Annotated in this window: 21 protein-coding genes; 15 read left to right on the top strand and 6 right to left on the bottom strand. The window is 66.3% G+C overall.

The window, feature by feature from the left end; all coding sequences use genetic code 11:
- Positions 1–10: 10 nt before the first annotated feature.
- Genes AWC18_RS18805 through AWC18_RS18790 form a run of 4 tightly spaced genes read left to right on the top strand, consistent with a single transcriptional unit; the run spans position 11 to position 3999 of the window.
- Positions 11–442 (top strand): SRPBCC family protein, encoded by a 432-nt coding sequence (locus AWC18_RS18805; protein ID WP_085139705.1) that lies wholly within the window; start codon positions 11–13, stop codon positions 440–442.
- A gap of 2 nt (positions 443–444) precedes the next feature.
- Positions 445–1764 (top strand): amidohydrolase family protein, encoded by a 1320-nt coding sequence (locus AWC18_RS18800; RefSeq protein ID WP_085139704.1) that lies wholly within the window; start codon positions 445–447, stop codon positions 1762–1764.
- Complete coding sequence (locus tag AWC18_RS18795) at positions 1761–2954, top strand: acyl-CoA dehydrogenase family protein (RefSeq protein ID WP_064999420.1); 1194 nt, start codon at positions 1761–1763, stop codon at positions 2952–2954. The genes AWC18_RS18800 and AWC18_RS18795 overlap by 4 nt, the downstream gene beginning before the upstream one ends.
- A 7-nt stretch (positions 2955–2961) precedes the next feature.
- Positions 2962–3999, top strand: coding sequence for an acyl-CoA dehydrogenase family protein (locus AWC18_RS18790; protein WP_234784560.1), 1038 nt, complete (start codon positions 2962–2964; stop codon positions 3997–3999).
- Positions 4000–4008: 9 nt separating this feature from the next.
- Here the strand turns inward: AWC18_RS18790 and AWC18_RS18785 are convergent, their stop codons facing one another.
- On the bottom strand, positions 4009–5223 hold the full coding sequence (locus tag AWC18_RS18785) for a cytochrome P450 (RefSeq protein WP_064999418.1): 1215 nt from the start codon (positions 5221–5223) through the stop codon (positions 4009–4011).
- 101 nt (positions 5224–5324) lie between these two features.
- Here AWC18_RS18785 and AWC18_RS18780 point away from each other — a divergent pair, with 101 nt between their 5' ends.
- Genes AWC18_RS18780 through AWC18_RS18770 form a run of 3 tightly spaced genes read left to right on the top strand, consistent with a single transcriptional unit; the run spans position 5325 to position 8745 of the window.
- A complete protein-coding gene (locus AWC18_RS18780; protein WP_234806592.1) occupies positions 5325–7394 on the top strand; it encodes a CoA transferase in 2070 nt (689 codons plus the stop codon).
- Positions 7391–7630, top strand: a complete 240-nt coding sequence (locus AWC18_RS18775) for a hypothetical protein (protein ID WP_085139703.1) — start codon at positions 7391–7393, stop codon at positions 7628–7630. The genes AWC18_RS18780 and AWC18_RS18775 overlap by 4 nt, the downstream gene beginning before the upstream one ends.
- A complete protein-coding gene (locus tag AWC18_RS18770) occupies positions 7627–8745 on the top strand; it encodes a thiolase family protein (protein WP_085139702.1) in 1119 nt (372 codons plus the stop codon). The genes AWC18_RS18775 and AWC18_RS18770 overlap by 4 nt, the downstream gene beginning before the upstream one ends.
- A 3-nt stretch (positions 8746–8748) precedes the next feature.
- On the opposite strand, the gene AWC18_RS18765 is transcribed toward AWC18_RS18770, so the two are convergent.
- On the bottom strand, positions 8749–9999 hold the full coding sequence (locus AWC18_RS18765) for a CaiB/BaiF CoA transferase family protein (protein ID WP_234806591.1): 1251 nt from the start codon (positions 9997–9999) through the stop codon (positions 8749–8751).
- 90 nt (positions 10000–10089) lie between these two features.
- Between AWC18_RS18765 and AWC18_RS18760 the strand changes: the two genes are divergently transcribed.
- The 4 genes from AWC18_RS18760 to AWC18_RS18745 are packed head-to-tail and all read left to right on the top strand — an operon-like array spanning position 10090 to position 14186.
- Complete coding sequence (locus tag AWC18_RS18760) at positions 10090–11313, top strand: CaiB/BaiF CoA transferase family protein (RefSeq protein WP_234806590.1); 1224 nt, start codon at positions 10090–10092, stop codon at positions 11311–11313.
- Positions 11289–12533, top strand: a complete 1245-nt coding sequence (locus AWC18_RS18755) for a CoA transferase (protein ID WP_337333735.1) — start codon at positions 11289–11291, stop codon at positions 12531–12533. Before AWC18_RS18760 ends, AWC18_RS18755 begins: the two co-directional genes overlap by 25 nt.
- Positions 12533–12982: a VOC family protein gene (locus tag AWC18_RS18750; protein WP_234806589.1), complete on the top strand. Its 450-nt coding sequence runs from the start codon at positions 12533–12535 to the stop codon at positions 12980–12982. Before AWC18_RS18755 ends, AWC18_RS18750 begins: the two co-directional genes overlap by 1 nt.
- A gap of 7 nt (positions 12983–12989) precedes the next feature.
- A complete protein-coding gene (locus tag AWC18_RS18745) occupies positions 12990–14186 on the top strand; it encodes a cytochrome P450 (RefSeq protein ID WP_064999411.1) in 1197 nt (398 codons plus the stop codon).
- On the opposite strand, the gene AWC18_RS18740 is transcribed toward AWC18_RS18745, so the two are convergent.
- On the bottom strand, positions 14179–14979 hold the full coding sequence (locus AWC18_RS18740) for an SDR family NAD(P)-dependent oxidoreductase (protein WP_085139697.1): 801 nt from the start codon (positions 14977–14979) through the stop codon (positions 14179–14181). The genes AWC18_RS18745 and AWC18_RS18740 overlap by 8 nt on opposite strands.
- 182 nt (positions 14980–15161) lie before the next feature.
- Between AWC18_RS18740 and AWC18_RS18735 the strand changes: the two genes are divergently transcribed.
- A complete protein-coding gene (locus tag AWC18_RS18735) occupies positions 15162–16205 on the top strand; it encodes an acyl-CoA dehydrogenase family protein (RefSeq protein WP_085139696.1) in 1044 nt (347 codons plus the stop codon).
- Between the two features lie 3 nt (positions 16206–16208).
- Positions 16209–17351 (top strand): acyl-CoA dehydrogenase family protein, encoded by a 1143-nt coding sequence (locus AWC18_RS18730; protein WP_085139695.1) that lies wholly within the window; start codon positions 16209–16211, stop codon positions 17349–17351.
- 1 nt (position 17352) lies between these two features.
- On the opposite strand, the gene AWC18_RS18725 is transcribed toward AWC18_RS18730, so the two are convergent.
- Positions 17353–17559, bottom strand: a complete 207-nt coding sequence (locus tag AWC18_RS18725; protein ID WP_085139694.1) for a hypothetical protein — start codon at positions 17557–17559, stop codon at positions 17353–17355.
- A gap of 114 nt (positions 17560–17673) precedes the next feature.
- Here AWC18_RS18725 and AWC18_RS18720 point away from each other — a divergent pair, with 114 nt between their 5' ends.
- Positions 17674–18978, top strand: a complete 1305-nt coding sequence (locus tag AWC18_RS18720; protein WP_064999406.1) for an amidohydrolase family protein — start codon at positions 17674–17676, stop codon at positions 18976–18978.
- Positions 18979–18990: 12 nt separating this feature from the next.
- On the opposite strand, the gene AWC18_RS18715 is transcribed toward AWC18_RS18720, so the two are convergent.
- Together AWC18_RS18715 and AWC18_RS18710 are read right to left on the bottom strand one after the other, a co-directional pair.
- Positions 18991–19902: an SMP-30/gluconolactonase/LRE family protein gene (locus tag AWC18_RS18715; RefSeq protein ID WP_234784556.1), complete on the bottom strand. Its 912-nt coding sequence runs from the start codon at positions 19900–19902 to the stop codon at positions 18991–18993.
- A gap of 14 nt (positions 19903–19916) precedes the next feature.
- Entirely contained in the window at positions 19917–20447 is a 531-nt protein-coding gene (locus AWC18_RS18710; RefSeq protein WP_064999404.1) for a nuclear transport factor 2 family protein, read from the bottom strand.
- A gap of 67 nt (positions 20448–20514) precedes the next feature.
- On the opposite strand from AWC18_RS18710, the gene AWC18_RS18705 reads away from it, so the two are divergent.
- Positions 20515–21855, top strand: coding sequence for a phosphotransferase (locus AWC18_RS18705; RefSeq protein WP_064999403.1), 1341 nt, complete (start codon positions 20515–20517; stop codon positions 21853–21855).
- Positions 21856–21893: the final 38 nt, after the last annotated feature.

Genomic DNA, 21893 nt, shown 5'->3' with positions numbered 1-21893 from the left:
ATGTCGCGACATGCCGACCATCACAGTCAGCAGAAATGTCGCGGCGAGTGCCGACGCGATCTGGGCGCTGCTGGCCGACTTCGCCGATGTTCGATGGATTCCCGTCATCGACAACGTGACGGTCGAAGGCACCGGCCCGGGCATGCGCCGGAAGATCTACGGGTCGAAAGACCCGAGCGCCGATCCGACGATCGAGACACTGATCTGGACTCGACCCGAGCAGAAGCAGCTCTCATACCGCATCACCAACAATCCGCTGCCGGTGAGCAAGTTCGAAGCCGTTGTCTCCGTCGAAGACTCAGCCCCTGCGACCGGTGGATGCCGAATAGCCTGGGCGGTGGACTACGAGCCGGCCGGCGATGACGGCAGCGCTCGGGCGAGCATCGAAATGGTCTACGGAATGATGGCGGAGTGGCTGCAGGCCGCCGCCTCCTCAGGCTAAGGATGTCAGCGGTGATCGATCCTTCCGAGTTCGTACTCGTCAGCGTCGACGACCACACTGTCGAACCCCCCGACCTGTTCGAGGGCAGGGTGCCGTCGCGCTACGCCGATCAGGCACCACGGATCGTGCAGGGCGCCGACGGCGTCTGCTTCTGGGTGTACGACGGGCTGCAGCTGCCCAACATCGGGCTCAACGCCGTCGCCGGTCGCCCGAACGACGAGTGGGGCTTCGAACCGTCACGCTACGACGACATGCGCACCGGGTGCTACGACGTCGATGCCCGAGTCGACGACATGAACGCCGCCGGTGTGCTGGCGTCGCTGTGTTTCCCGTCGTTTCCCACGATCTCCGGAGCGCTGTTCACCTACCGGGGCGACCGCGATGTGTCCGAAGTGATGGTGCGCGCCTACAACGACTGGCACCTGGAAGACTGGTGCGGTCGCCATCCGGATCGCTTCATCCCGCTGGGAATCCTCCCGCTGTGGGATCCGGCGCTGGCGGCCGGCGAAGTGGCACGCCTGGCCGCCAACGGCTGTCACGCGGTGACGGTTCCGCAGCACATCGGAAGCTACGGACAGCCGCCCTGGCAGGACCCGCACTGGGATGTGCTGTGGGAAGCCATCTGCGAACACGACACGGTCGTCAACATCCACATCGGCACGGGCGGCGGGGTCCCTGTCCCGTCCGATCAGACGACCTACCTGGCGTACAACTCGATGCTGGCTTTCGACACCATGCGGTTCACCGCAGACCTGTTGTTCTCCCCCGTCGTCGCGAAGTTCCCGACCATCACGTTCGCCCTCTCCGAGGGGGGCATCGGGTGGATTCCGTTTCTGCTGGAGCGCTTCGAAGACGTCTACTCCCGCCAGCGGGCATGGACCGGCGACGACCTCGGGTCCGGCCTGAGCCCGACCGACGTCTTCCGCCGGAACTTCGTCTCGTGCTTCATCCGCGACCGCGTCGGCATCGAGATGCGCGACCGTATCGGCGTGGAGACCATCTGCTGGGAGATGGATTACCCCCACTCCGACAGCAGTTGGCCGGATGCACCGGAGCAGCTCGCGGCTCAGCTGGCGGGATGTACACCCGACGAGGTCGAAGCCATCACTTGGAGAAACGCCTCCCGTGTCTTCGGCTACGACGCCGTCGAACGCCTCGGGCGGGAGAACTGTACCGTCGGCGCCCTTCGGGAGCGGATCGCCGGACTCGACCTGTCCGCACCGCGAGTCGACGCAGGCCGCGCCCCCAAAGCGGGCGCCACCGCAATCACCTACGGCGACATGAAGAAGCGTATGGGCGCGATCCTCCGTGGTGGCTCGTGAGCGATGGTGATTACGGCGTTGCGCTTACCGACGCCGACCGGGCGTTCCGGGACGAGGTGCGTGCGTTTCTGGCCGCGTCGCTGACTCCCGACGTGCTGGAACGGCCGGTAGGCGAGAACGCCCGCCTCGATCGGCTGCGGCAGTGGCAGGCTTTGCTGTACGCCGCCGGACTCGCCGCCATCTCGTGGCCCACCGAGTACGGGGGGCGTGCGGCGACGCCCACCCAGCAACTCATCTTCAACACCGAGATGGCGGCCGCGCACGCACCGGAGCCCATCAACCGCAGCGCCATCAATCAGCTGGGTCCGACCATCATCCAATGGGGTACCGAGGAGCAGCGAGCCCACCACCTGCCCCGGATCCTGTCGGCGGAGGATGTCTGGTGTCAGGGCTTCTCCGAGCCCGAAGCCGGCAGCGACCTCGCAGCACTGAAGACCCGAGCGGTCATCGAGGGCGACGAACTCGTCATCACCGGACAGAAGATCTGGACATCGAAGGCGTCGTATGCCAACCGCATCTACCTGCTCGTCCGCACCGACCCGGACGCTCCGAAGCACGAGGGCATCAGCTACATCCTGGCCGACCTGACAGCGCCCGGGATCGAGGTGCGTCCGATCCGTCAGATCACCGGGGCCGCCGAGTTCAGCGAGGTGTTCTTCGACGCCGTACGGGTTCCGCTGGCGAACGTGCTGGGTCCACTGCACGGTGGTTGGCGGGTGGCGAAGTCGACGCTGGGCTACGAACGCGTCGGCCAGAGCCGTACGCACCGGATCGAGCGTCGGCTGGCCATCCTGGTGCGGATGGCGCAGGAGCCCAACGCTCTCACCGACGACGGACTCGACGACAGCTACGTAGCCGACCGGATCACCCGATATGCGGCTCAAGTCGAGGCGCTGCGGCAGATCGCCGCACAGGCGACCGCCGCCGGGGTGCGTGGCGTCGCACCGGGTCCGGAGGCTTCGGTGGCGAAACTGCTGACATCGGAGGTGGACCAGTCGATGGCGAACTTCGGCGTCGAGCTGGCAGGCGTTCCGGGTGTTCTCGAGCGGGGGTCCGTCGGGGCCGCCAAACAGGGGAATGTTGCCGCCAGCTATCTGCTGATGCGGGCGGCCACCTTCGGAGCAGGCACCTCGGAGATCCAGCGCAATGTCATCGCCGAACGACTGTTGGGGTTGCCACGTGACCCGTGATTCCAGTATGTCTCTCGCCGAAATCGCCGATATCGCAGCAGAACTCGACGAGCTCAAACGCTTTTCTCTCGATGTGCTGGGTCGGGTGTGGTCGGTGGACCGCAGCCGCGCTCTGTTGGATGGTCCCGACGCGGCGTTCGACGGCGCGCTGTGGGCCGCGGTCCGCGATCTCGGTTGGCCCGACGTGCTGGTGTCGGAGCGCGCCGGTGGCGGCGGCGCAACGCTGCGTGAACTCGCCGTGCTGGCCGAGTCGGCGGGCACCGCTGTTGCACCCGTACCGCTTGCCGCTGCCGCGGCGGCCGCCTGGTGCGAGGACCGCTGCGCCGACGGCGTCACGCTCCTCGTGCCGGACACCGCAACCCTGCGCGGTGAGACGGTGTCGGGAATCTTTGGGTGTGTCCCCTACGGTGCTGTGGCGACCCGCCTGATCGTGGCGGCAGTCTCCGCCCCCGACACGGTGCTGGGTGTCGTCGACCTGGCCGGGTCCGGGGTCACACGCACTCCTGTGAAACCACTGGACCGCAATCCCGCCGCGGTGATCACCCTCGAGGAAGCCCCGCTCAGGCCACTCGCCACAGGCGCCGAAGCGGTACGACGCCACCATGAAGCGGTGCTGCGCCTGCGCGTAGCGACGGTGGCGGAAGTCGTCGGCGTTGCGTCGGCGGCGAACGCCGCTGCGACCGAATATGCGAAGTTGCGCGTGGCCTTCGATCGGCCCATCGGTTCCTTCCAGGCCGTCAAGCACCGGTTGGTCGACCAGCGCGCGGCCATCGAAGTGGGCCGCGCGCTGGTGAATCGCGCCGCAGACGCATGCGACCACCAGCAGGCTGATGCTGAGGCGCTGGTGTCACTGGCGGCGTACTGGGCCATCGACACGCTGCGCACCGTGCCGGAGGGGGCGACACAGGTCTTCGGCGGAATCGCCTACACGTGGGAACACGACGCCCACGTCTACCTGCGCCGGGTGGCCACCCTGGTCGCCGCGCTGGGGTCGCGTGCGCAACATCGCCGCGTGGTCACCGGATGGCTGACGGGTCGCGTGTGAGGTCTGTCCTCAGCGGTAATCGAGGGTGACGTCGAGCCGGTCGAAGGTGTTGACCAATGACGACTCGCGCTTGATGCGCTGCCCGGTGACACGGACCCCTCGGGCCCGTCTCAGCACCTCGGCGAGCACGAAGCGTGCTTCGCGTCGGGCCAGCGCGGCCCCCATGCAGAAATGTTCACCGACACCGAAACCGAGATGCCCTACCGCGTCGGTGCGGGTGATGTCGAAATCCTCGGCGGTGGGGCCCCAGTGCTCCGCGTCGCGGTTGGCCGAGGCGTACGCCATCAGCAGACCGTCGCCGGCCCGGACCGTCTTGCCTCGGAGTTCGACATCGCCGGCGGCCTGTCGGGCCATGCTCATCACCGGCGTCCACCAGCGCATGGTCTCCTCGACGGCGTTCTCCGACAACGTGGGATCGGCGAACAGCGCCTCAGCCTGGTCGGGGTGCGCGTCAAGACAGTGGACGAGACCGGCCAGCAGGCTCTGCGTCGTCTCACTTCCCGCGGCGAGCAGCGTCATCGCGTAGACCATGATCTGGAGCTCGTCGAAGGGTTTGTCGTCGATCTGCACCTGGGTCAGCAGAGTCAGCAGGTCGTCGCGTGGATCCTTGGCGCGTTCCGACGCCAGCCCCAGCAGGTACGGCGCAATCTGGTCGAAGATGAGGTGGAAATCTTCGTCGCTGGCCAGACCACTGCCCGCCTTGGCGATGGTGGTAGCCCACGACGCGACCTTGGACCAGTCGGCTTCCGGCACGCCGAGAAGGTACGAGAAGATGTAGACCGGAATGGGTTCGGCTATCCGCTCGATCCAATCGAATTCGCCGTCGGGCAGGTTGTCGAAGGCCTCCGAGACCACCCGCTGCACGCGCTCCTCCATCTTGGCCACCGCCGCAGGTGTGAATCTGACCCCTATCGCCTTACGGTGCGCGCGGTGTTCAGGTGGATCCATGAACATGATCCCGCGAGTGCCGTATCCCTGCGGATCGACGCCCTGTCGGTGTGCGATCAGATCCATCATGATGGCGATGCGTTCCGACTTGAACTTCTCCGGTCTGGCGGAGATGGCCTTGATGTCGTCGTACTTCGTGACCACCCAGAACTGGCCTTCGTCGTACCAGTGCAGCGGATCGGTCTGCCGCAGAAGCCGGAAGGTCTCGTTGGGGTCGTCCTGGTAGAAGACGGGGTCGTCGAAGCGGGCCCCCGAAACTCCGGCGATAGTCGACATAGTATGAACAATAGAACACATAGTGTGAATCTGTGAACCTAGACTCAGTAGTCCGGACGCTGTTTCGTCTGTCAGTGTCATCGTAGGGAGGAGACCGCGCCGTGAGCCAGGAACGTCCCACGACACCGGATTTCCTGGCCGGCGTGGCGGTGCTGCAGCTCGGTGACGGCATCGCGGGTTCGGCCGCCGGCGCGCTGCTGGCCAGTCTGGGTGCCGATGTCACCAGGATCCCGGGCGGGCACGCACACCGAGTCGGCCCGCACCTGTCAGGTTCGGGCTCTCCGGTCGCCGCCGTGGACTTCGTGCTCGACCATCGCAAGAGGGTTCTCGACCCCGCCGCCGATCCTGTCCCGCACGCGAATATGGCGGACATCGTGATCGTCGATGGGGCCACCGTCCCACCTGTGTCCGGCCGGCAGGTGGTGGTGACCCTGCGGCCGTTCGGATGCGACGGTCCGGCACATCCAGGCGGCGAGGTGGTCGCCCAGGCCAGTGGCGGGCTGCTCGCGACCAACGAGGACAACGACGGGCGACCAGTTCCCGCACCGGGCTACGTGGCACTGAAATCGGCGGGGGCCGTGGCGGCGCTGGCAGCCCTGCACGGGCTCGACCGGCGAGCCGACTCGTCGGGACCACTACATGTCGACGTGTCCATTCAGGAAGCCGTCATCTACACCGCCGCCCTGCCGGAATGCGCACACGTCATATACCGCTGCCCCGGCAGGGCCGGCAGCGGACGCTACCTCGCCCCCTCTGGGCTGTTCCCGTGCCGCGACGGTCTGGTGCGAATCACCGCGGTGGAGAACCACCAGTGGCAGGGGCTTCTCACCGCGCTCGGCAGGCCCGACTGGGCAGTCGGGCTCGATGATCGTCCGGCCCGGATCGAACACGCCCCACTCATCAACGCCAAAGTCACCGAGTGGACTCTGGATCGGCGCAAGGTCGACTGCGCCGCCGTGCTGCAGGCCAACGGGGTTCCCTCCACCCCGGTCAACCTGCCGGGCGAACTGCTCACCTCCCCGCAGCTGGAACACCGGAAGTCGTTGAACCGCGCGCAGATCGGCGGGCACGACGTGACTGTCCTCGGTCCTCCGTGGCGGATCACCCACGGCAGCGGTGGTGCACCCCGATCCGGTGGACTGCGCGGCCTGCGCATCGCCGAACTCACCCACGTTCTGGCCGGACCGATCATCGGGTCCCTGCTGGGGGCGATGGGAGCGATGGTGGTACGGCTCGAGGAACCCGAGCGGCTCGACATCTACCGCCGCAGCGGCCCATTCGCCGACGGGATCGCCGGTGTGGAACGCGGCGCGTACTTCGCCGTGGCCAACCACAGCAAGCACAGTGTGCTCGTCGACGCCGAACGCTCGGTGGTGTCGGCGGCGCTGTCCCAGGCCGACGTCCTGATCGAGAATGTGGGGTCGTCCCGGCTGGAACGATTGGGCGTCGCACCGGAACGACTGGCGGCCGCCGGGCAACTCGTGATGCGGGTTTCGGGCTTCGGCTCCGACGGCCCGTTGGCCGGTTACCGGGTCTATGCGAACAACGTCCAGGCCTACGGCGGGCTCGTCGGCCTGACGACAGACCACGACGGACAGCCCGCGCGACTGGGCACCGTACTGGCCGACCCGCTGTCATCGGTGGTCGCCGCGGTCGTCATCGCAGCCTGGGCTGTCGGGGGGCGCGCCGACACGGGCGCGGTCGTCGACCTCTCGATGTCGGAGGTCGTCGCCTACACCGTGTCCGAGTACCTCACGGCCGCATCCACCAGCGACCTGGCGCAGGCCCCGGCCACCCGCCGCGCCGTGCACCGCAGCGCAGACGAGCGATGGGTCGCCGTCGAGCTGACCGGCGACCAGAATGCCACCGTCGACGATGCCGAGATCGCCGCTCAGATAGGGGCCCGTCCCGCCGACACAGCCGCGGCAGAACTCGTCGCCGCCGGGATTAGCGCCGCCGTCGTGCGCAGCGCGGCCGAACTCCTCGGCGACCCGCACCTGGCCGCACGCGGCTTCTTCCCCGAAATCAACCACCCCGATCCCGACCTGAGCAACCCGCGCTTGGTCGGACTGCCCTGGCGATTCGCGGATCAGGGACCACTGCCGTTGAAACCACCACCTGCACTGGGGAGTACGCCGGCCAGTGCCCTGTACGAGAGGACTGCGGTATGAGCCCGGCCGAAAGCCAACAGCCTGCGACCGTGTGGTCATCGACGTTCATTCCCTCGAAATCGCCGTATCCGGAGTTCGGTCAAGAGGGCTACAGCGTCGCGTGGGTGGACACCGGAGTGGGGCTGTTACAGGTGCTCGTAGACGGCGCACGACCGGTGCCCGGAACTACCGGCAGACTCGTCGGTGCCACGCTGGGCGCGGACAACGTCGAGGTGTTCAGGGCGGACCCGTCGTGACCGGCGTCCACATCACCGGCATCGGTGTCACCGAATTCGGCAAACACAGTCAGACCCCATTGATCGATCTCGGCGTCGCAGCAGCTGAGAAGGCGCTCGCCGACGCAGGCATCGACTACTCCACCGTCGGCGAGGTGTTCGCCTCGTCGGCACTTGCCGGTCCTCAGACCGGAATCTCCGTGGCACACCGATTGGGCCGCACCGGGATTCCGGTGACGGCAGTCGAGAGTGCATCCGCCGGCGGGATGGTCGCTCTGCGGCATGCGGTCTGGGCGGTCAGATCCGGCCGATGCCGGACCGCGCTCGCTGTCGGCTACGAGAAGACCACCGCGTTGGAGCCTGGCGGCGTGGTTCCGGCGGCAGTCTCGTTCTGGGACAGATTCCCGCCACAGGTTCACTACGCGATCGAAGCAGCTCGTTTCCAGCACGACACAGGCTGCGGCCCCGAGATTTTCGCGGCCGTTGCCGCGAAGTCGTACAACCACGCCAGACTCAATCCCCTCGCTGCGCGACGCAACCCCGACCCGGTGACCGTCGATGAGGTACTGGGTGCCCGTGTGGTGGCCGATCCCCTGACCAAGATGATGTGCCACGCCTCGGTGGACGGCGGGGCCGCTGTCGTCGTCTCGGCCGAGCCGACGGCTCGCGCTGTTTCGGTGCTGGCCATCGAGCAGACCAGCTGGCCGGCAGACCCTCAGTGGCCACTGGTGGGCCCGGTCGTCGGCCCTCCCTCACAGATCACGGCGACGGCGAAGCGGGCGTATGCCAACGCGGGAATATCCCCCAGCGACGTCGGGGTGGTGAATCTGCACGACATGTGTGCCAGCGAGGAGATCACCGCTCTGGTCGCGCTGGGCCTGACGGACCCGGCGGGTGCCGTGACGCTCGCGGAGTCGGGAGGTCTGGCGTTCGACGGCGCCCTGCCCACCAACACCGACGGCGGCTGCATCGCCCGTGGGCATCCGATCGGCGCGACCGGTCTGGCCCAGACCGCCGAGATCGTCACGCAGCTGCGCGGGGAGGCCGAGTCGCGGCAGGTCGCGCGACCGCGGACCGGCCTCGCTCAGGCCGTCGGCGGTGGCGGCTCCTGCGTCGTGACCGTCCTGCAGCGCTGACGCTCAGGCAATGGCGCCGCTGTCCTTGAGCGCGGTGATGCGGTCCCAGTCCCCGCCGAGCTCGAGGATCAGCGCCTCGGTGTCCGCAGCGAACTCCGGCATGGGACGCAGCCGCAGCGGAGTCTCGTCGAACAGCACCGGGCTGGCCACGAGCTCGACCGGTCGGCCTTCGCCGTGCGAACCCACTTCGGCGTCCACCTCGACGATGCCTCCATTGGCTCGCACCTGTGGATCCGCGGCCACCTCGACGGTGTTCTGCACAACCGCCCATTGGCCGTCAAAACCCTCGAGTACCGTCCGCCAGTGCTCCAGTGGTTGGGCCGCAATGGCTTTGCGGAGCAGCTCGGCGGCTGCTGTGGCGTTCTGGGTCAACGACTGGTGGCTGTTGAAGCGTTCGTCGCCGGCCAGTTCGCCGAGACCGATGCGCCGGCAGAACTCCCCGAAATAGCGGAACCCCTGCAGCATGGACACGCTGAGGAAGCGGCCGTCGGCGGTCCGGTAGAACCCGACCAGGGGATTGTTCGGCGCGACGTTGGCGCCGCCGGTGTTGGGCACCCATGGTTGTCCGCTGATGAGGGCGGCGTTGATGGCCACGCCCGAAGCCCACACGCCCACCCCGAGCAGCGAGATGTCGACCACCCGCGCATTCCCGGTGCGCTCTCGTTCGAACAGCGCCGCCGCGATGCCGCCTGCGATCGTCATCCCTCCGATCGAATCCCCGTAGGCCGGACCCGGTTGTGGGACGACACCGTCGAAATCAGACGGTGTGGATCCCATTGCCCCTGCGGCCCGGCTCCAGTACCCGGTCATGTCGTAGCCGCCGGCGCCGGCCTCAGCGCCCAACGGTCCGTAGGCACTTCCGCGGGCGTAGATGATGTCGGGGTTGACCGCACGCACGTCGTCGACGTCGATCTTGAGCTTGCGGCGAGCGTCGGGAAGGAAATTCGTCAGGAACACATCGCTGGTGCGCGCGATGTCCATCAACAGCTCATACCCCTGCGGGTTGGACATGTCGAGTGCCACGGACCTCTTGCCGCGGTTGGCGTGCTCCATCACCGGGTTTCGGTTGCCCTCAATGGTGATGGGCCCCAGGTTGCGCAGTCCGCGCTGGGAGTCCCCCGTGTGCGGATGCTCGATCTTGATGACCTCGGCACCCCAGTCGGCCAGCACCGCTCCGGCCGCCGGGACGAACGTCCACTGCGCAACCTCCAGTACCCGTACGCCCTTCATCGGGGAAGGAGCACCTGCTGTCATCTGTATCGCCTCCACGTGGCCCGAAACGGGCGCAGCCCTGTATTGACTGAACAATAGAACACTTTATGTATAGCTGCTATTGTCTTGTGCGTGACGGGCGCGTTGTCCCACGTACGGGTGTGCGATCTGAGTGGCCAGCTGGCGGGGGCGGGTGCCACCAAGATCCTGGCTGCCTTCGGTGCGGAGGTCATCAGGGTCGAAGACCCGGCGACCCAGGGGCTCTGGGATGCGCTGCGGGGAGTCGGCCCGTATGTCGACGAACGTCGCGGAGTCAACTTCGGTGCCGGATTCAACAATCACAACGTCGGAAAATACGGCGTCACGATCAACATGCGCACCCCCGAGGGCAGGGAGCTGTTGCGTGAGCTGATCGCGGTCAGCGACATCGTCTGCGAGAACTTCGCAGCCGGCGTGTTGGAGAAGCGGGGCTTCGGCTATGCGGAGTTGCAGAAGATCAGGCCGGACATCATCTATGTGTCCAACTGCGGATTCGGCCACACGGGGCCCTACCGCGACTTCAAGACATGGGGACCGATCGTCCAGGCCGTGAGCGGACTGACATTCACCGCGGGCCTACGTGACTCCGAACCCGCCGGTTGGGGCTTCTCGTACATGGACCACATCTCGGCCCTGTATATGACGACCGCGATCCTGGCGGCCCTGCATCACCGCGAACACACCGGAGAAGGTCAGCATGTCGACCTTGCGACGGTGCCGGCCGGTATCGCGATGCTGCCGACCGAAGTACTCGACTGGACGGTCAACAGCCGGGCCGTGACACCCGACGGAAACCGGGCCGACTTCGGCGAGATGGCTCCCCACGGGATCTACCCGTGCTCAGGTGAAGACCGCTGGATCGCTCTGGCCTGCCGCGACGATCGCGAATTCGGCGTCTTCGCAAAGGTACTCAATGAATCTGCGCTGACCTCGGGCCGCTTCGCCACACTCGATCAGCGGCTGTGCGCAGCCGACGAACTGGATGCCGTGATCAGCAGCGTGACCTCGACACGCGACGCTGCTGAGCTCGCCGGCGACCTCGTCGGCGTGGGTATCCCGGCGAGCGTCGTCAAGAGCCCGTCCGAGCGGATCGACGCCGACCCCGACCTCGCCGCGGCGGGCCTGTTTCCCACCGTGACTCATCCCGACATCGGCGAAGTGCGTGTCGAAGGAGTGCCGATGCGCTGCACGGCGACACCCTGGCAGATCACTTCGGCCGCGCCCCGATTGGGCGAGCACAACCGTGAGGTTCTCCTGGGCCTGCTCGGCCACACCGTGGAGGAACTCGAAGACTGGGCGCAGCGAGGTGTGATCTGAGCGCGCTACGTGACATCCGCGTCCTTGAGCTCACTGACCAGTTCACGCCCGTCGGAGGCAGGGTACTGGCGGAGTTGGGCGCTGAGGTGATAGTTGTCGAGCCACCCTCGGGTTCAGCCCATCGCAAGCGCCCACCGTTCGTCGACGACCAACCGGGCGCAGATCGGAGCCTGCGCTGGTGGGCCGGCAACGTCGGGAAGAAGTCGGTGACGATCGATCAGCGCGCCGAAGCCGACCGGGATGTCCTTGCGGAGCTCATCGCAACGGCGGACATCGTTGTGGCCGGCAGCGACCGCTGCGATGGCATCGACTACGAAAGTTTCGCGTCCCGAGACGCCGGGTTGATCTGGATATCGGTCTCTGCGTTCGGGCTGGGCGGCATCCGCAGCAATCAACCGGCAACCGACCTCACCATGCTGGCCGGTGGCGGACCGGTCTGGAACTGCGGCTACGACGACCATTCGCTGCCGCCCATTCGCGGCGCCGGCGACCAGTCGGTCAACATCGCCGGGATGTACTGCGCCATAGCGGCACTCGTGGCGCTGGCACATCGCGATCAGACCGGGCAGGGGCAGCTGGTCGATGTCAGCGTCAACGCGGCGTGCAATGTCACCAGCGAGCAGACCACCTACCACTGGCTGGTCAACCAGGACACCTGTCAACGGCAGACCGGCAGGCATGCATACCCGACGCCGAGTTCGCCCGTTCAAGTGCGCTGTGCCGACGGTCGTTACGCCACCACCGGAGTACTCCCCCGCCAGCCCGCGGACTTCGCCCGGATGCAGGCCTGGCTCGACGAGCTCGGTCTCACCGACGAACTGCCCGAGTCGGTGTTCCTGGAGCTGGCTGCCAGTCGCGCCGAGCCCGTAGACCTGGCCCTGATCGGCGTCGACGACGAGACCACCGCGATACTGAGCGCCGCACGTGACGCCATCCGCCTCATCGCATCGCGATTACCGGCCAAAGAGTTCTTCCTGACCAGTCAGCGCCGCGGCTTTCCCTGTGGGGCGGTGCTTGCCCCGAATGAGGCGTTCGACGACGAGCACACTGTCGCGCGGGGCTTCCACGTGCCGGTTGGACACCGGGAGCTGCAGCGAACCATCACCTACCCCGGCGTGCCGTACCTGTTCAGCGCGACACCGGCGGTTCCGCCAACACCTCCCCCGTTACTGGGCGAGCACAACGACCAGCTCGACGAGCTTCTGAAACGGCAGCGATGATGGACGGTCACCGCCTCACGCACATCGGGCTGTGTGTCCACGACATCGAGCGGTCGGAGCACTTCTATCGCTCTGCCCTGGGATTCGACGTCGTGGGACGGATGTCAGTCGACGACCAGGCGACCGCACAGTTGCTCGACGTCGCGAACCTGGTACTCGACCTCGTCTACCTGCAACGTGACGGATTTCGACTCGAACTCCTCGGCTACCGCCGCCCCGGATCCACCGGGCAGCCCGGTCCGCGCCCGATGAACAGCCTGGGTTTCACCCACCTGTCGTTTCGGGTCGACAACGCCGACGCACTGGTCGAGTCCGTGGTCGCCCACGGAGGGCGCGCACTCCCGGGCCGTACTGTGCACTTCGGCAGTGGCAACCGCGGCCTCATGGCGACCGACCCGGACGGCAATCTCATCGAGCTCATCGAACGAACAACTCGGCCGACAGCGTGACAGGATCATGACGCCAACGACAGACAAGTTGATCTACTCGCCGTTCTCCAAGGCAGTCTTCGACGATCCGTACCCGGTGTACCGGCGTCTGCGCGACGAGGCCCCGGTCTACCGCGATCCGGAGGACCGCTGGTGGGTGCTGTCCCGCTTCGACGATGTCTCCAGCGCTCTGCGGGACTGGTCCACGTTCTCCTCCAAACTGGGCCCCGCACCGGAGAACCCGGACAACGACGGACGCAAGTATTCGATCATCTCGATGGACCCGCCCCGCCACGACCGAATCCGGGGCGTCCTCAAGGGATTCTTCACGCCGAAGGCCGTCGCGGCCATGGAAGGCGCACTGCGAGCCGTGGTGGAACACCATCTCGACCGCCTGCGTCCCGGCACCACGGTGGATGCGATGGAGGCGTTCGCCTTCGCCATCCCCACCGACGTCATCGGAGATCTTCTCGGCGTTCCGCAGGCCGACCGTGAACAGCTGCGGGTCTGGTGGGAGGCGTTTCTCACCCGGCACGAGGGTGAAGTCGCCATGCCGGCAAGCGCCATAGAAGCCAACCGCAAAATCAGCGCGTACATCGGTGATCTCATCGAACACCGCCGGCGGCATCCCGGAGACGACCTCATCAGCATCGTGCTGAACGCCTCGTTCGACGACCCGGAGGCCGGCGGCGAGCGCTCACTGACACCACACGAGGTGCTGATGTTCGCCAACCTGCTGTCGGCCGCCGGTTCGGAGACCACGCAGAAACTGATCTCCAACGGTCTGGTGGCACTGCACGACCACCCGGATCAATGGCAACGTATCGTCAACGACCACAGTCTGATTCCAGCGGCAGTCAATGAGGCGTTGCGGTACGACACCCCGAGCCACTGGGTGGCACGCACCCTGACCCGCCCGGTCCACAGCCACGGTGTGTCGATGGCTGCCGGTGATTGGGTGCTCCTGCTGCTCGGCAGCGCGAATCGCGATGAGCGTCGCTATCCCGAGCCCGATCGGTTCATCATCGACCGGCCTCGCGGTACGGACGTCTACTTCGGCTGGGGCATCCATATCTGCCTCGGACAGTGGCTGGCCCGCAGGGAGGCACAACTCGTCTTCGAGTACATCGCGAAGAGATTCCCCGACTACTCGATCGGAGCGCACGAGCGGGTGCTGACCGCCACGGTTCGGGGTTACACCAGCGTGGAGATGACGCTCAGGTAGCGCGGAACACTCCGGGCGATTCCGAATAGTCGACTGTCGAGAGCTCGGTCATTCCGCCGTCCACATGAAGCACCGTGCCGGTGACGAAGGCCGCGTCGGTGCTGGCCAGGAATGCCACGGCTGGGGCGATCTCGGAATCCGGATCGGCGCCGCGCTTCATCGGTGACGCCGCCGCAGTTCGCGTGTAGTTGTCCCACTCGGTGCCGATCATGTCGCGCTGAACGTCGGTGAGCGCGAACGGACAGATCGCGTTCACCCGGATGCCGTGGCGCGCCCACTCATTCGCGGCGACTTTCGTCAACGCCTGTATCGCTCCCTTGGCAGCGGAGTACGGAGCGGTGAAGGCCATTCCGCCGAGTGCCGACCCGGACACGAAGTTGATGACCGAGGCACTCCCGGAGGCCTTCAGCGCGGGGTATGCCGTCTGCATGAACCGGAAGGAGGCCTTCGGGCCTGTGGCTTCGGACAGCTCCCAGTCTTTGTCCGAGACCAGCTCCAAAGCCTTGGGCATTGCGAAGTACTGGGCGGCATTGACCAGGATGTCGATCCGCCCGTCGACCGTTGCCGCTTCGACGGCAGACGAGATGTCTTCGCGCTTTGCCACATTCGCCCGAGCGAACGCCGCGGTGCCGCCGTCGGCCTCGATGAGATCGACACATTCGCGCCCTTTGTCGTCGTTGAGATCGACGATCGTCACCCTGGCGCCTTCGGCCGCCAGTCGGCGTGCGACAGCCCGCCCCAGCCCCTGGGCGCCTCCCGTGACGAGGGCGATCCGGTTCTCCAGCCGCGACAAGACGAGCCTCCTACGGTGAACAGTTGAACAATATTCGTTCTATCATCCATGATGGTATCCGAACGGCGAGAGAGGGAGTCGGATGCGCGTCGAAGTGGACCGCGAGCTCTGCGAATCCAACGCGGGATATCTGGGGCTGGTACCCGATGTGGCCCTGATCCTGCGCGACGGCTGACCGACCGATGGATGTCAGCCTGACGGGCGAGCAACAGCTCCTGCAGGACACCGTCTCTGCGTTGGCGGACCAGCTGGCGACCACGGATCCTGGCGACATTCCGACCGGAGACCTGCTGAACCGCCAATGGAAACAGCTGGTCGACCTCGGTGTTACTACGCTGCGCTCCCCCAGCCTGTGCGGGTTGCCCGAAAGCGGAGTCGAGACCGCGCTGGTGATCGAACAGCTGGCCCGCACACTGTGCGCCGCACCCGTCGTCGGCCAAGCGGTTCTCGCGGCCGAACTGCTGGAGGCCGCACGCGCCGAGCGAGAGGTCAACCTCGTCGCCGAAGGGCAGCTCCGCATCGCCCCCACCCTGACCGTCGATCTCCGCAGGTTCGGCGCCGGCACCGACGGCACGGTGGCTTTCGACACCGCAGGCGCGACCCATGTCCTGTCATCGAGGGAAGTCGACGGTAAGCGCGAACTCGCGATCGCCCCGATAACCGGAGCTGAGACGGAGCAGGGTCTAGATCTCACGCGTTCGTTACGCCGCGTATCGGCCGACGCCGCGGCATTCACCGTCGTCGGCGCACCCATATGCGAGGACCGATGGCGGCGCGCCGAAGCGCTCGCTCTGACCGCCATCGCCGCTGATCAACTCGGGGTCATGCAGGGGGCCCTCGACGAGGCGGTCCGCTACGCCCACGACCGAGTTCAGTTCGGCGTGCCCATCGGCTCGTTCCAGGCGGTGCAGCACGTTCTTGCCGACGCGCTGGTCAGTGTCGAGGGTGCCAGAAGCTGTGTGTGGCACGCCGCCTGGGCCATCGACCATCTGGCCGCCGATGAGGCGTCGTTGGCCGCGATGACGGCGAAGGCCTACACCGCGGCGGCCGGTCGAGACGTCGTGGAGGCTGCCGTCCAGGTGTTCGGCGGAATTGCGATCACCTGGGAACACGTCGCTCATCTGAGGCTGCGTCGGACATTGTTGAACCGGCGCTTGTTCGGTGACGAGACGGTTCAGTACGAGGCCATCGCCCGAATGCGACTCGCGAACGAGGAGTTGATGTAGCCGATGGACTTCGACGACACCCGTGAGGAAGCAGAGTTTCGGGCTCGGCTTCGTCGGTGGCTGGCCGATCACAGTGCCGAAGCGGAGATCCCCGAAGATCCGGCCGCGCGGGCTGACGCCCAGAATGCCTGGCATCAGACACTGTACGGAGCCGGATACATCGGGCTGTCGTTTCCGGTCGAGTATGGCGGTCACGGTCTGCCGCCGATCTACGAAGCCATCCTCAACGACGAGCTCGGACGCGCGGGTGCTCCGCCGATCGAAGGTGTCGGGCATCTGTGCAACGCGTTACGCCTGTTCGGAACCGACGAGCAACGCACCGCGATGCTGCCCGGCCTGCTGTCGGGATCGGTGCGTTGGTGCCAGGGGTTCAGTGAACCCGAGGCGGGCTCGGATCTGGCGAGTTTGAGGACTCGAGCCGATCTTGTCGAGACACCCGGTGGCAGGGTGTTCCGAGTCAACGGACGGAAGATCTGGACTAGTTTCGGTGCCGTCGCGGACTGGTGTTTCCTGCTGTGCCGCACCGAACCCGACGCTCCCAAACACCAGGGCATCTCGGTTCTTCTCGTGCCGATGTCGACTCCGGGTATCGAGGTCGCGCCGATCGTCAACGCCGCCCGCAACCGTGAATTCGCCGAGGTCACGTTCGATGACGTCGAGGTGCCGCAGGAGAATCTGCTCGGCGAACGCGGGCAGGGGTGGTCCATTGCCAACCAGCTGCTGGCCTACGAGCGCGGCCCCAGCGACATCAACTGGATCAGCAGGCTGTCTCGGCAGCTGCGCGATCTCGAGAGCGCCGTGCGCTCCGGACGGCTGGAGGACTCCCCGACGACCCGGGTTCGCCTTGGCCGCGCGTATGCCGAACTGCGGGCTCTCCAGGTCAAAGTGCAGCGCTCTCTCAGCGAGCGGCAGCATGGCGCCCTGCCTGGTCCGGAAGGCTCTGTGGACAAGTTGCTGATGGCCCGCGCCGACCAGGTGTGCGGCCACGCGATGATGGATGTCCGCGGCAGTGAACCGCTGCTGGCCGAGGGGTTGGAGTGGGACATCTACGTGTGGTCGCGAGCGGCCGGCATCTACGGGGGAACCGCCCAGATCCAGCGCAACATCGTCGCGCAGCGGGTGCTCGGTCTGCCACGCGCGAGGTGATTCAGTCGCGCTCGTGCTGGTTGGTCAGCTGCGCGTGTAGCTCTTTGAGTGCGGCGAGCCTACGCAGGGTGATTTCGTCAGCCGTTGTCGTCTCCACGACGGCCGACACCTCCGCGATCTCAGCGGCCAGTCGCTCCGCGGCCTCGGCGCGGGTCAGCAGGTCCTGATCGGCCCAATCGTCCTGCGGGATGCGATCACCGGGATCCATCGTGGGTTCCTCCTCGCGGTTGAGTCACCGTGCCGCCGCGCGGTATAGTCAAATGATCAACTACTGTCTATTTGTTCAATCAAACCTATCAGCTGGAAGGGCGAGGAGCGACCGATGCCACTGCAACCGTCGATGAAGCTGCTCTCGGTCGACGATCATCTCATCGAACCGCCGCATGTCTGGTCCGACCGGCTTCCGAAGAAGTACCTGCACGACGGTCCGAGGATCGTCGAGTTCCCGCGCGAGGGCAAGCCGCCCATGCACCAGTGGGTCTACGAGGGTCGCGCCTACCCGAACATCGGGCTCAACGCGGTCGCCGGCAAACGACCCGAGGAGTTCGGTGTCGACCCGGTGCGCTACGACGACATGATCCCCGGCTGCTACGACCCGAAGGCCCGCCTCCTCGACATGGACATCGACGGGGTTCACGCGATGCTGTGCTTCCCGTCGTTCCCTCGGTTCTGCGGCACGGTCTTCCTTGAAGGCACGGACAAGGACCTGGCACTGCTGTCCGTGCAGGCCTGGAACGACTTCTCCATCGATGAATGGTGCGCCACCGATCCGGCTCGCTTCATTCCGATGATGATCACCCCGCTGTGGGACACCGGGTTGATGGTCAAGGAGATTGAACGCATGGCGGCGAAGGGCTGCCGCGCCGTAGGACTACCCGACATTCCGATGAATCTCGGCCTGCCCAGTTTCCACACCCCGCACTGGGATCCCGTCTGGTCTGCCCTCGAGGAGACCAACATGACGGCCGTCATGCATTTCGGCTCCGGGGGCATGCCCCCCACCACCGCGCCCGAGGCGCCGTTCGCGGTGATGGTGACGCTCATGGGCACCACATCGATGGCCGCCGCTGTCGAGTTGGTGTTCTCCCCGGTGTTCCACAAGCACCCCAACCTCAAAGTCGCTTTCTCCGAAGGCGGTATCGGCTGGCTTCCCTACCTCGTCGAGCGCGCGGACTACGTGTGGCGTAAGCACAAGTACTACCAGAACATCCATCCGACGGTCGCTCCGTCAGAGCTGTTTCGCCGCAACATCTCCGGCTGCTTCATCGAAGACGAGGTCGGGGTGGCGTTGCGTCATCAGATCGGGATCGACAACATCACCTGGGAGTGCGACTACCCGCACTCCGATTCGTTCTGGCCCAAGAGTCGCGCACGCGCCGCGGAGATGCTCGCGAACGTACCCGATGACGAGGCGCACAAGATCGTGGAACTCAATACCCGGCGCTGGTACGCGTTCCCGGAGGAGGGCTTCCAAGCGTCCACCGCCGACCGCGGATGGCGGCCCAACGACGGGAACCCGCCGGAGTACGACTACGACGCCGTGATGTCTGACCACGGTGGTGTCGGGTACGGGGCCTTCCTCAAGAACCTCGCCGAGCAGATGGCCAACAAGGAGATCGAGAACTGAGTCGCTGCCGGGTCATCGCGACAGTGCCGAGCGCCAGTCGTCGACCGCAACCAGGCGCCCCGAGGATGCGAGCGTGACGTAGAGAACGTCGTCGGCGCCCAGCGCCATGTTGGTCGTCATCGGGTCGTCGAGAGGCAGCGCGCCGATCATCTTCCCCGACGGTGCGAAGGCGGTGACCCCGCCGGCGCCCAGCGTCGCCACCAGAATGGTTCCGTCGGCGGACACGCATAGGCCGTCCGCACCACCGATGTTCAGCGGACCGCCGCTGGGCACGGTCGCAAGGCCGCGTGCGCCCGTGATGCGCCCCGGAGCCGACAATTGAAATTCCCAGACTCTGCGAGTGCGGGTCTCGGCGACGTAGACGCGGCTGCCGTCCGGCGAGAGCGCGACGCCGTTGGGCATCTCGAGCGGGTAGACGATCTCCTCGAGCTCGCCGTCTGGTGTGCCGTACAGCAGCCCGGTCATGGTGCGCTGCCGGTCGTGGGTGGTCCCCCCATCGGTCACGTAGAAGCCGCCCGCGCTGTCGACGCACACGTCGCTGGGTCGGATCAGCGGCAGCCTGCGGCCGCTGCGTGCGCGAAATTCGGTGGTGAGCGTATGTACCGAGCCGTCTGGGTCCACGAGCTGGAGCGCAGGCGTGAGCGGCTGCTCGGCTGCACCCACCGGACGAAACACCTGCGCAGCGCCGGCGAAGTCGTAGGGCCAGAACCCGGTGCCGAAGGTCGACCCCCCGTTCTGGCAGACCACCAGTCGCCCGTCGGGAAGCAACCCGATGCCGTTCGGCCCGCCACCGACGTGGGCTACGCACTCGGTGGTCCCGTCTGGGCTGACTCTGGTGATGCGTCCTGCGGCCATCTCGGACAGCACGACGGTGCCGTCCGGATATCCGACGGGGCCTTCCGGGAACTCGAGACCCTCGGTCACACAGCGTATTCCACTCATAGTCGGGCCTTCCACCACGCGACGAAATCGGGGTCTGCGAGCGGAATATCGCCGACGCCGATCTGGCTGCGCGGCCAGTTCGCCGGGGGCTGATCCAGTGGCGATCGATCATGGGACGCGCCGTACCAGAGTCGGTGCGTGCGGTGGGCGAACAGCCATCGTCCGTCGACCCGCTCGTAGCGGTCCTCGTATTTGATCAGTTGATCGAGAAAACCCTCGGTGCGCGTCTGCGCATAGCAGTGCGCCCAGACCTGTCCGGACGCGTGCGAGTCGTCGTGCAGATCGATCAGATGATTGGCCACCAGGATCACCGCGAAGAGACTGCCCTCGACGCTGTCGGTCATCAGCGCGCGCAGGCCGGTCGGCCCGTCACCGTAGTCCCCGAATCGAGCATTGGGCGAGAACAGGTCCATCATTGCGGCGACGTCACGCGACTCGATCGCCGCGGCATAGCGCAGTGGCAGCGTGCGGATCTCGTCTCGCGCCAGCAGTGCGTCGAGCGCACCGCCATCAACGGTGCTGGACACTCATCCCCCCATCACGTTGATGTCCTGACTGGGTATAACGAGAGTACATGATCTGTACTATTGTCCAATGCTTGAAAAGAGCATTGACTCCGTCGTCGAGGAGTGGGTCGCCGGGAACATCGGACCGGTTCGCGCCATCGAACGCCACCACCGATGGCGGCCCGCGTGGTTCGTCAGCGCTGAGCGCGAGGGGCGGGAGGTCGGCCTCTACGTTCGAGGAGATCGCGAGGGGTTCGGCTTCGCCACCGTCGCGGCGGAGGCGGCGATCCTGAGGGTGATGGAGGCGCATCAGATCCCCGTCCCCCACATACACGGGGAGATTCCCGAGACATCGGCGGTCGTGATGGACCTGTTGCCGGGAGAGCCGAATCCGCTCCCCACCAACGATGCTCGTGAACTGGATGCGGTGATGGACGCCTACGTCGACGCACTCGTGCGTGCCCACGCCATCGACCCGGCGGCCTTCGCCGCTGCGAACCTGCGCATCCCCGACGGTCCACGTGCCCTGGCCCTCGACCACTTCGAGACATTCGTGAACCGCTATCGGGACCACAAGCAGCGCCCGGAACCGTTACTGGAGTTTGCGATCGGATGGCTGCGGCGCAACGCTCCGGTGCACCGGTCGACTGCATCGTTTGTGCTCGGTGACACCGGGCAGTACATGGCGGCCGATGGTCAGATCACGGGTCTGATCGACGTCGAACTCGCCCACATCGGCGATGTCTGCCACGATCTCGCGGGCCTGCGATTACGCAACGTAACGGAGCCCATGGGCGACCTCGGTCGGGTGCTGCGGCGGTACCAGGCGGTCTCCGGAACGGCGCTGGATCGAGCCGCGATCGAGTTCCACACCGCCAAGTTCGCGCTCTGCACACCGCTGGGTGTCGCGATCGTTCTGCACCTGAACCTGCCATTGACCGACATCGTCCAGTACATCGAGTGGTTCCATCTGTTGTCGCTGCACGCGATCGAATCGATCGCCCGGCAGGCCGACGTCCCGTTGCCGGCGGTGTCATTACCCGAGCCCGCGCCGACGCCCTACCCGGGCGCGGTCGCCGGCTTGGCATCCATGGTGGAGTCACTTGCAGTGCCGGACGGTATCGCCGAGTACCAGCGATCCGCCGTGGCGAAGGTTGCGCGATTCTGTCACCGAGTGAGCGAGTATTCCCAGGCCATCGACCAAGCCGACCTCGATGACATCCAGGAGCTGCTCGGGAGTCGACCTGCCGACCGCGAAGCGGGCGACCAGACCCTGGAGGATTTCGTCCACACGGCGGGGCCTGAGCACGATTCCGCATTGATTGCACTGCTGCACCGCCGGGTGATGCGCCAACTCCTGCTGATGGAACCGCTCCTCACCGGCGGTCGGATCGGGCATGTGACGCCCCTGAGCGAACTGCTCGACTAAGCGGTGAGGCTGGTGTGCCGGGGTGGGCGCGGCGCCGC

This window comes from Mycolicibacter nonchromogenicus (genome assembly GCF_002101775.1).
GTDB classification, from domain to species: Bacteria; Actinomycetota; Actinomycetes; order Mycobacteriales; family Mycobacteriaceae; genus Mycobacterium; species Mycobacterium nonchromogenicum.
This window is presented reverse-complemented; position numbering and strand designations above follow the sequence as displayed.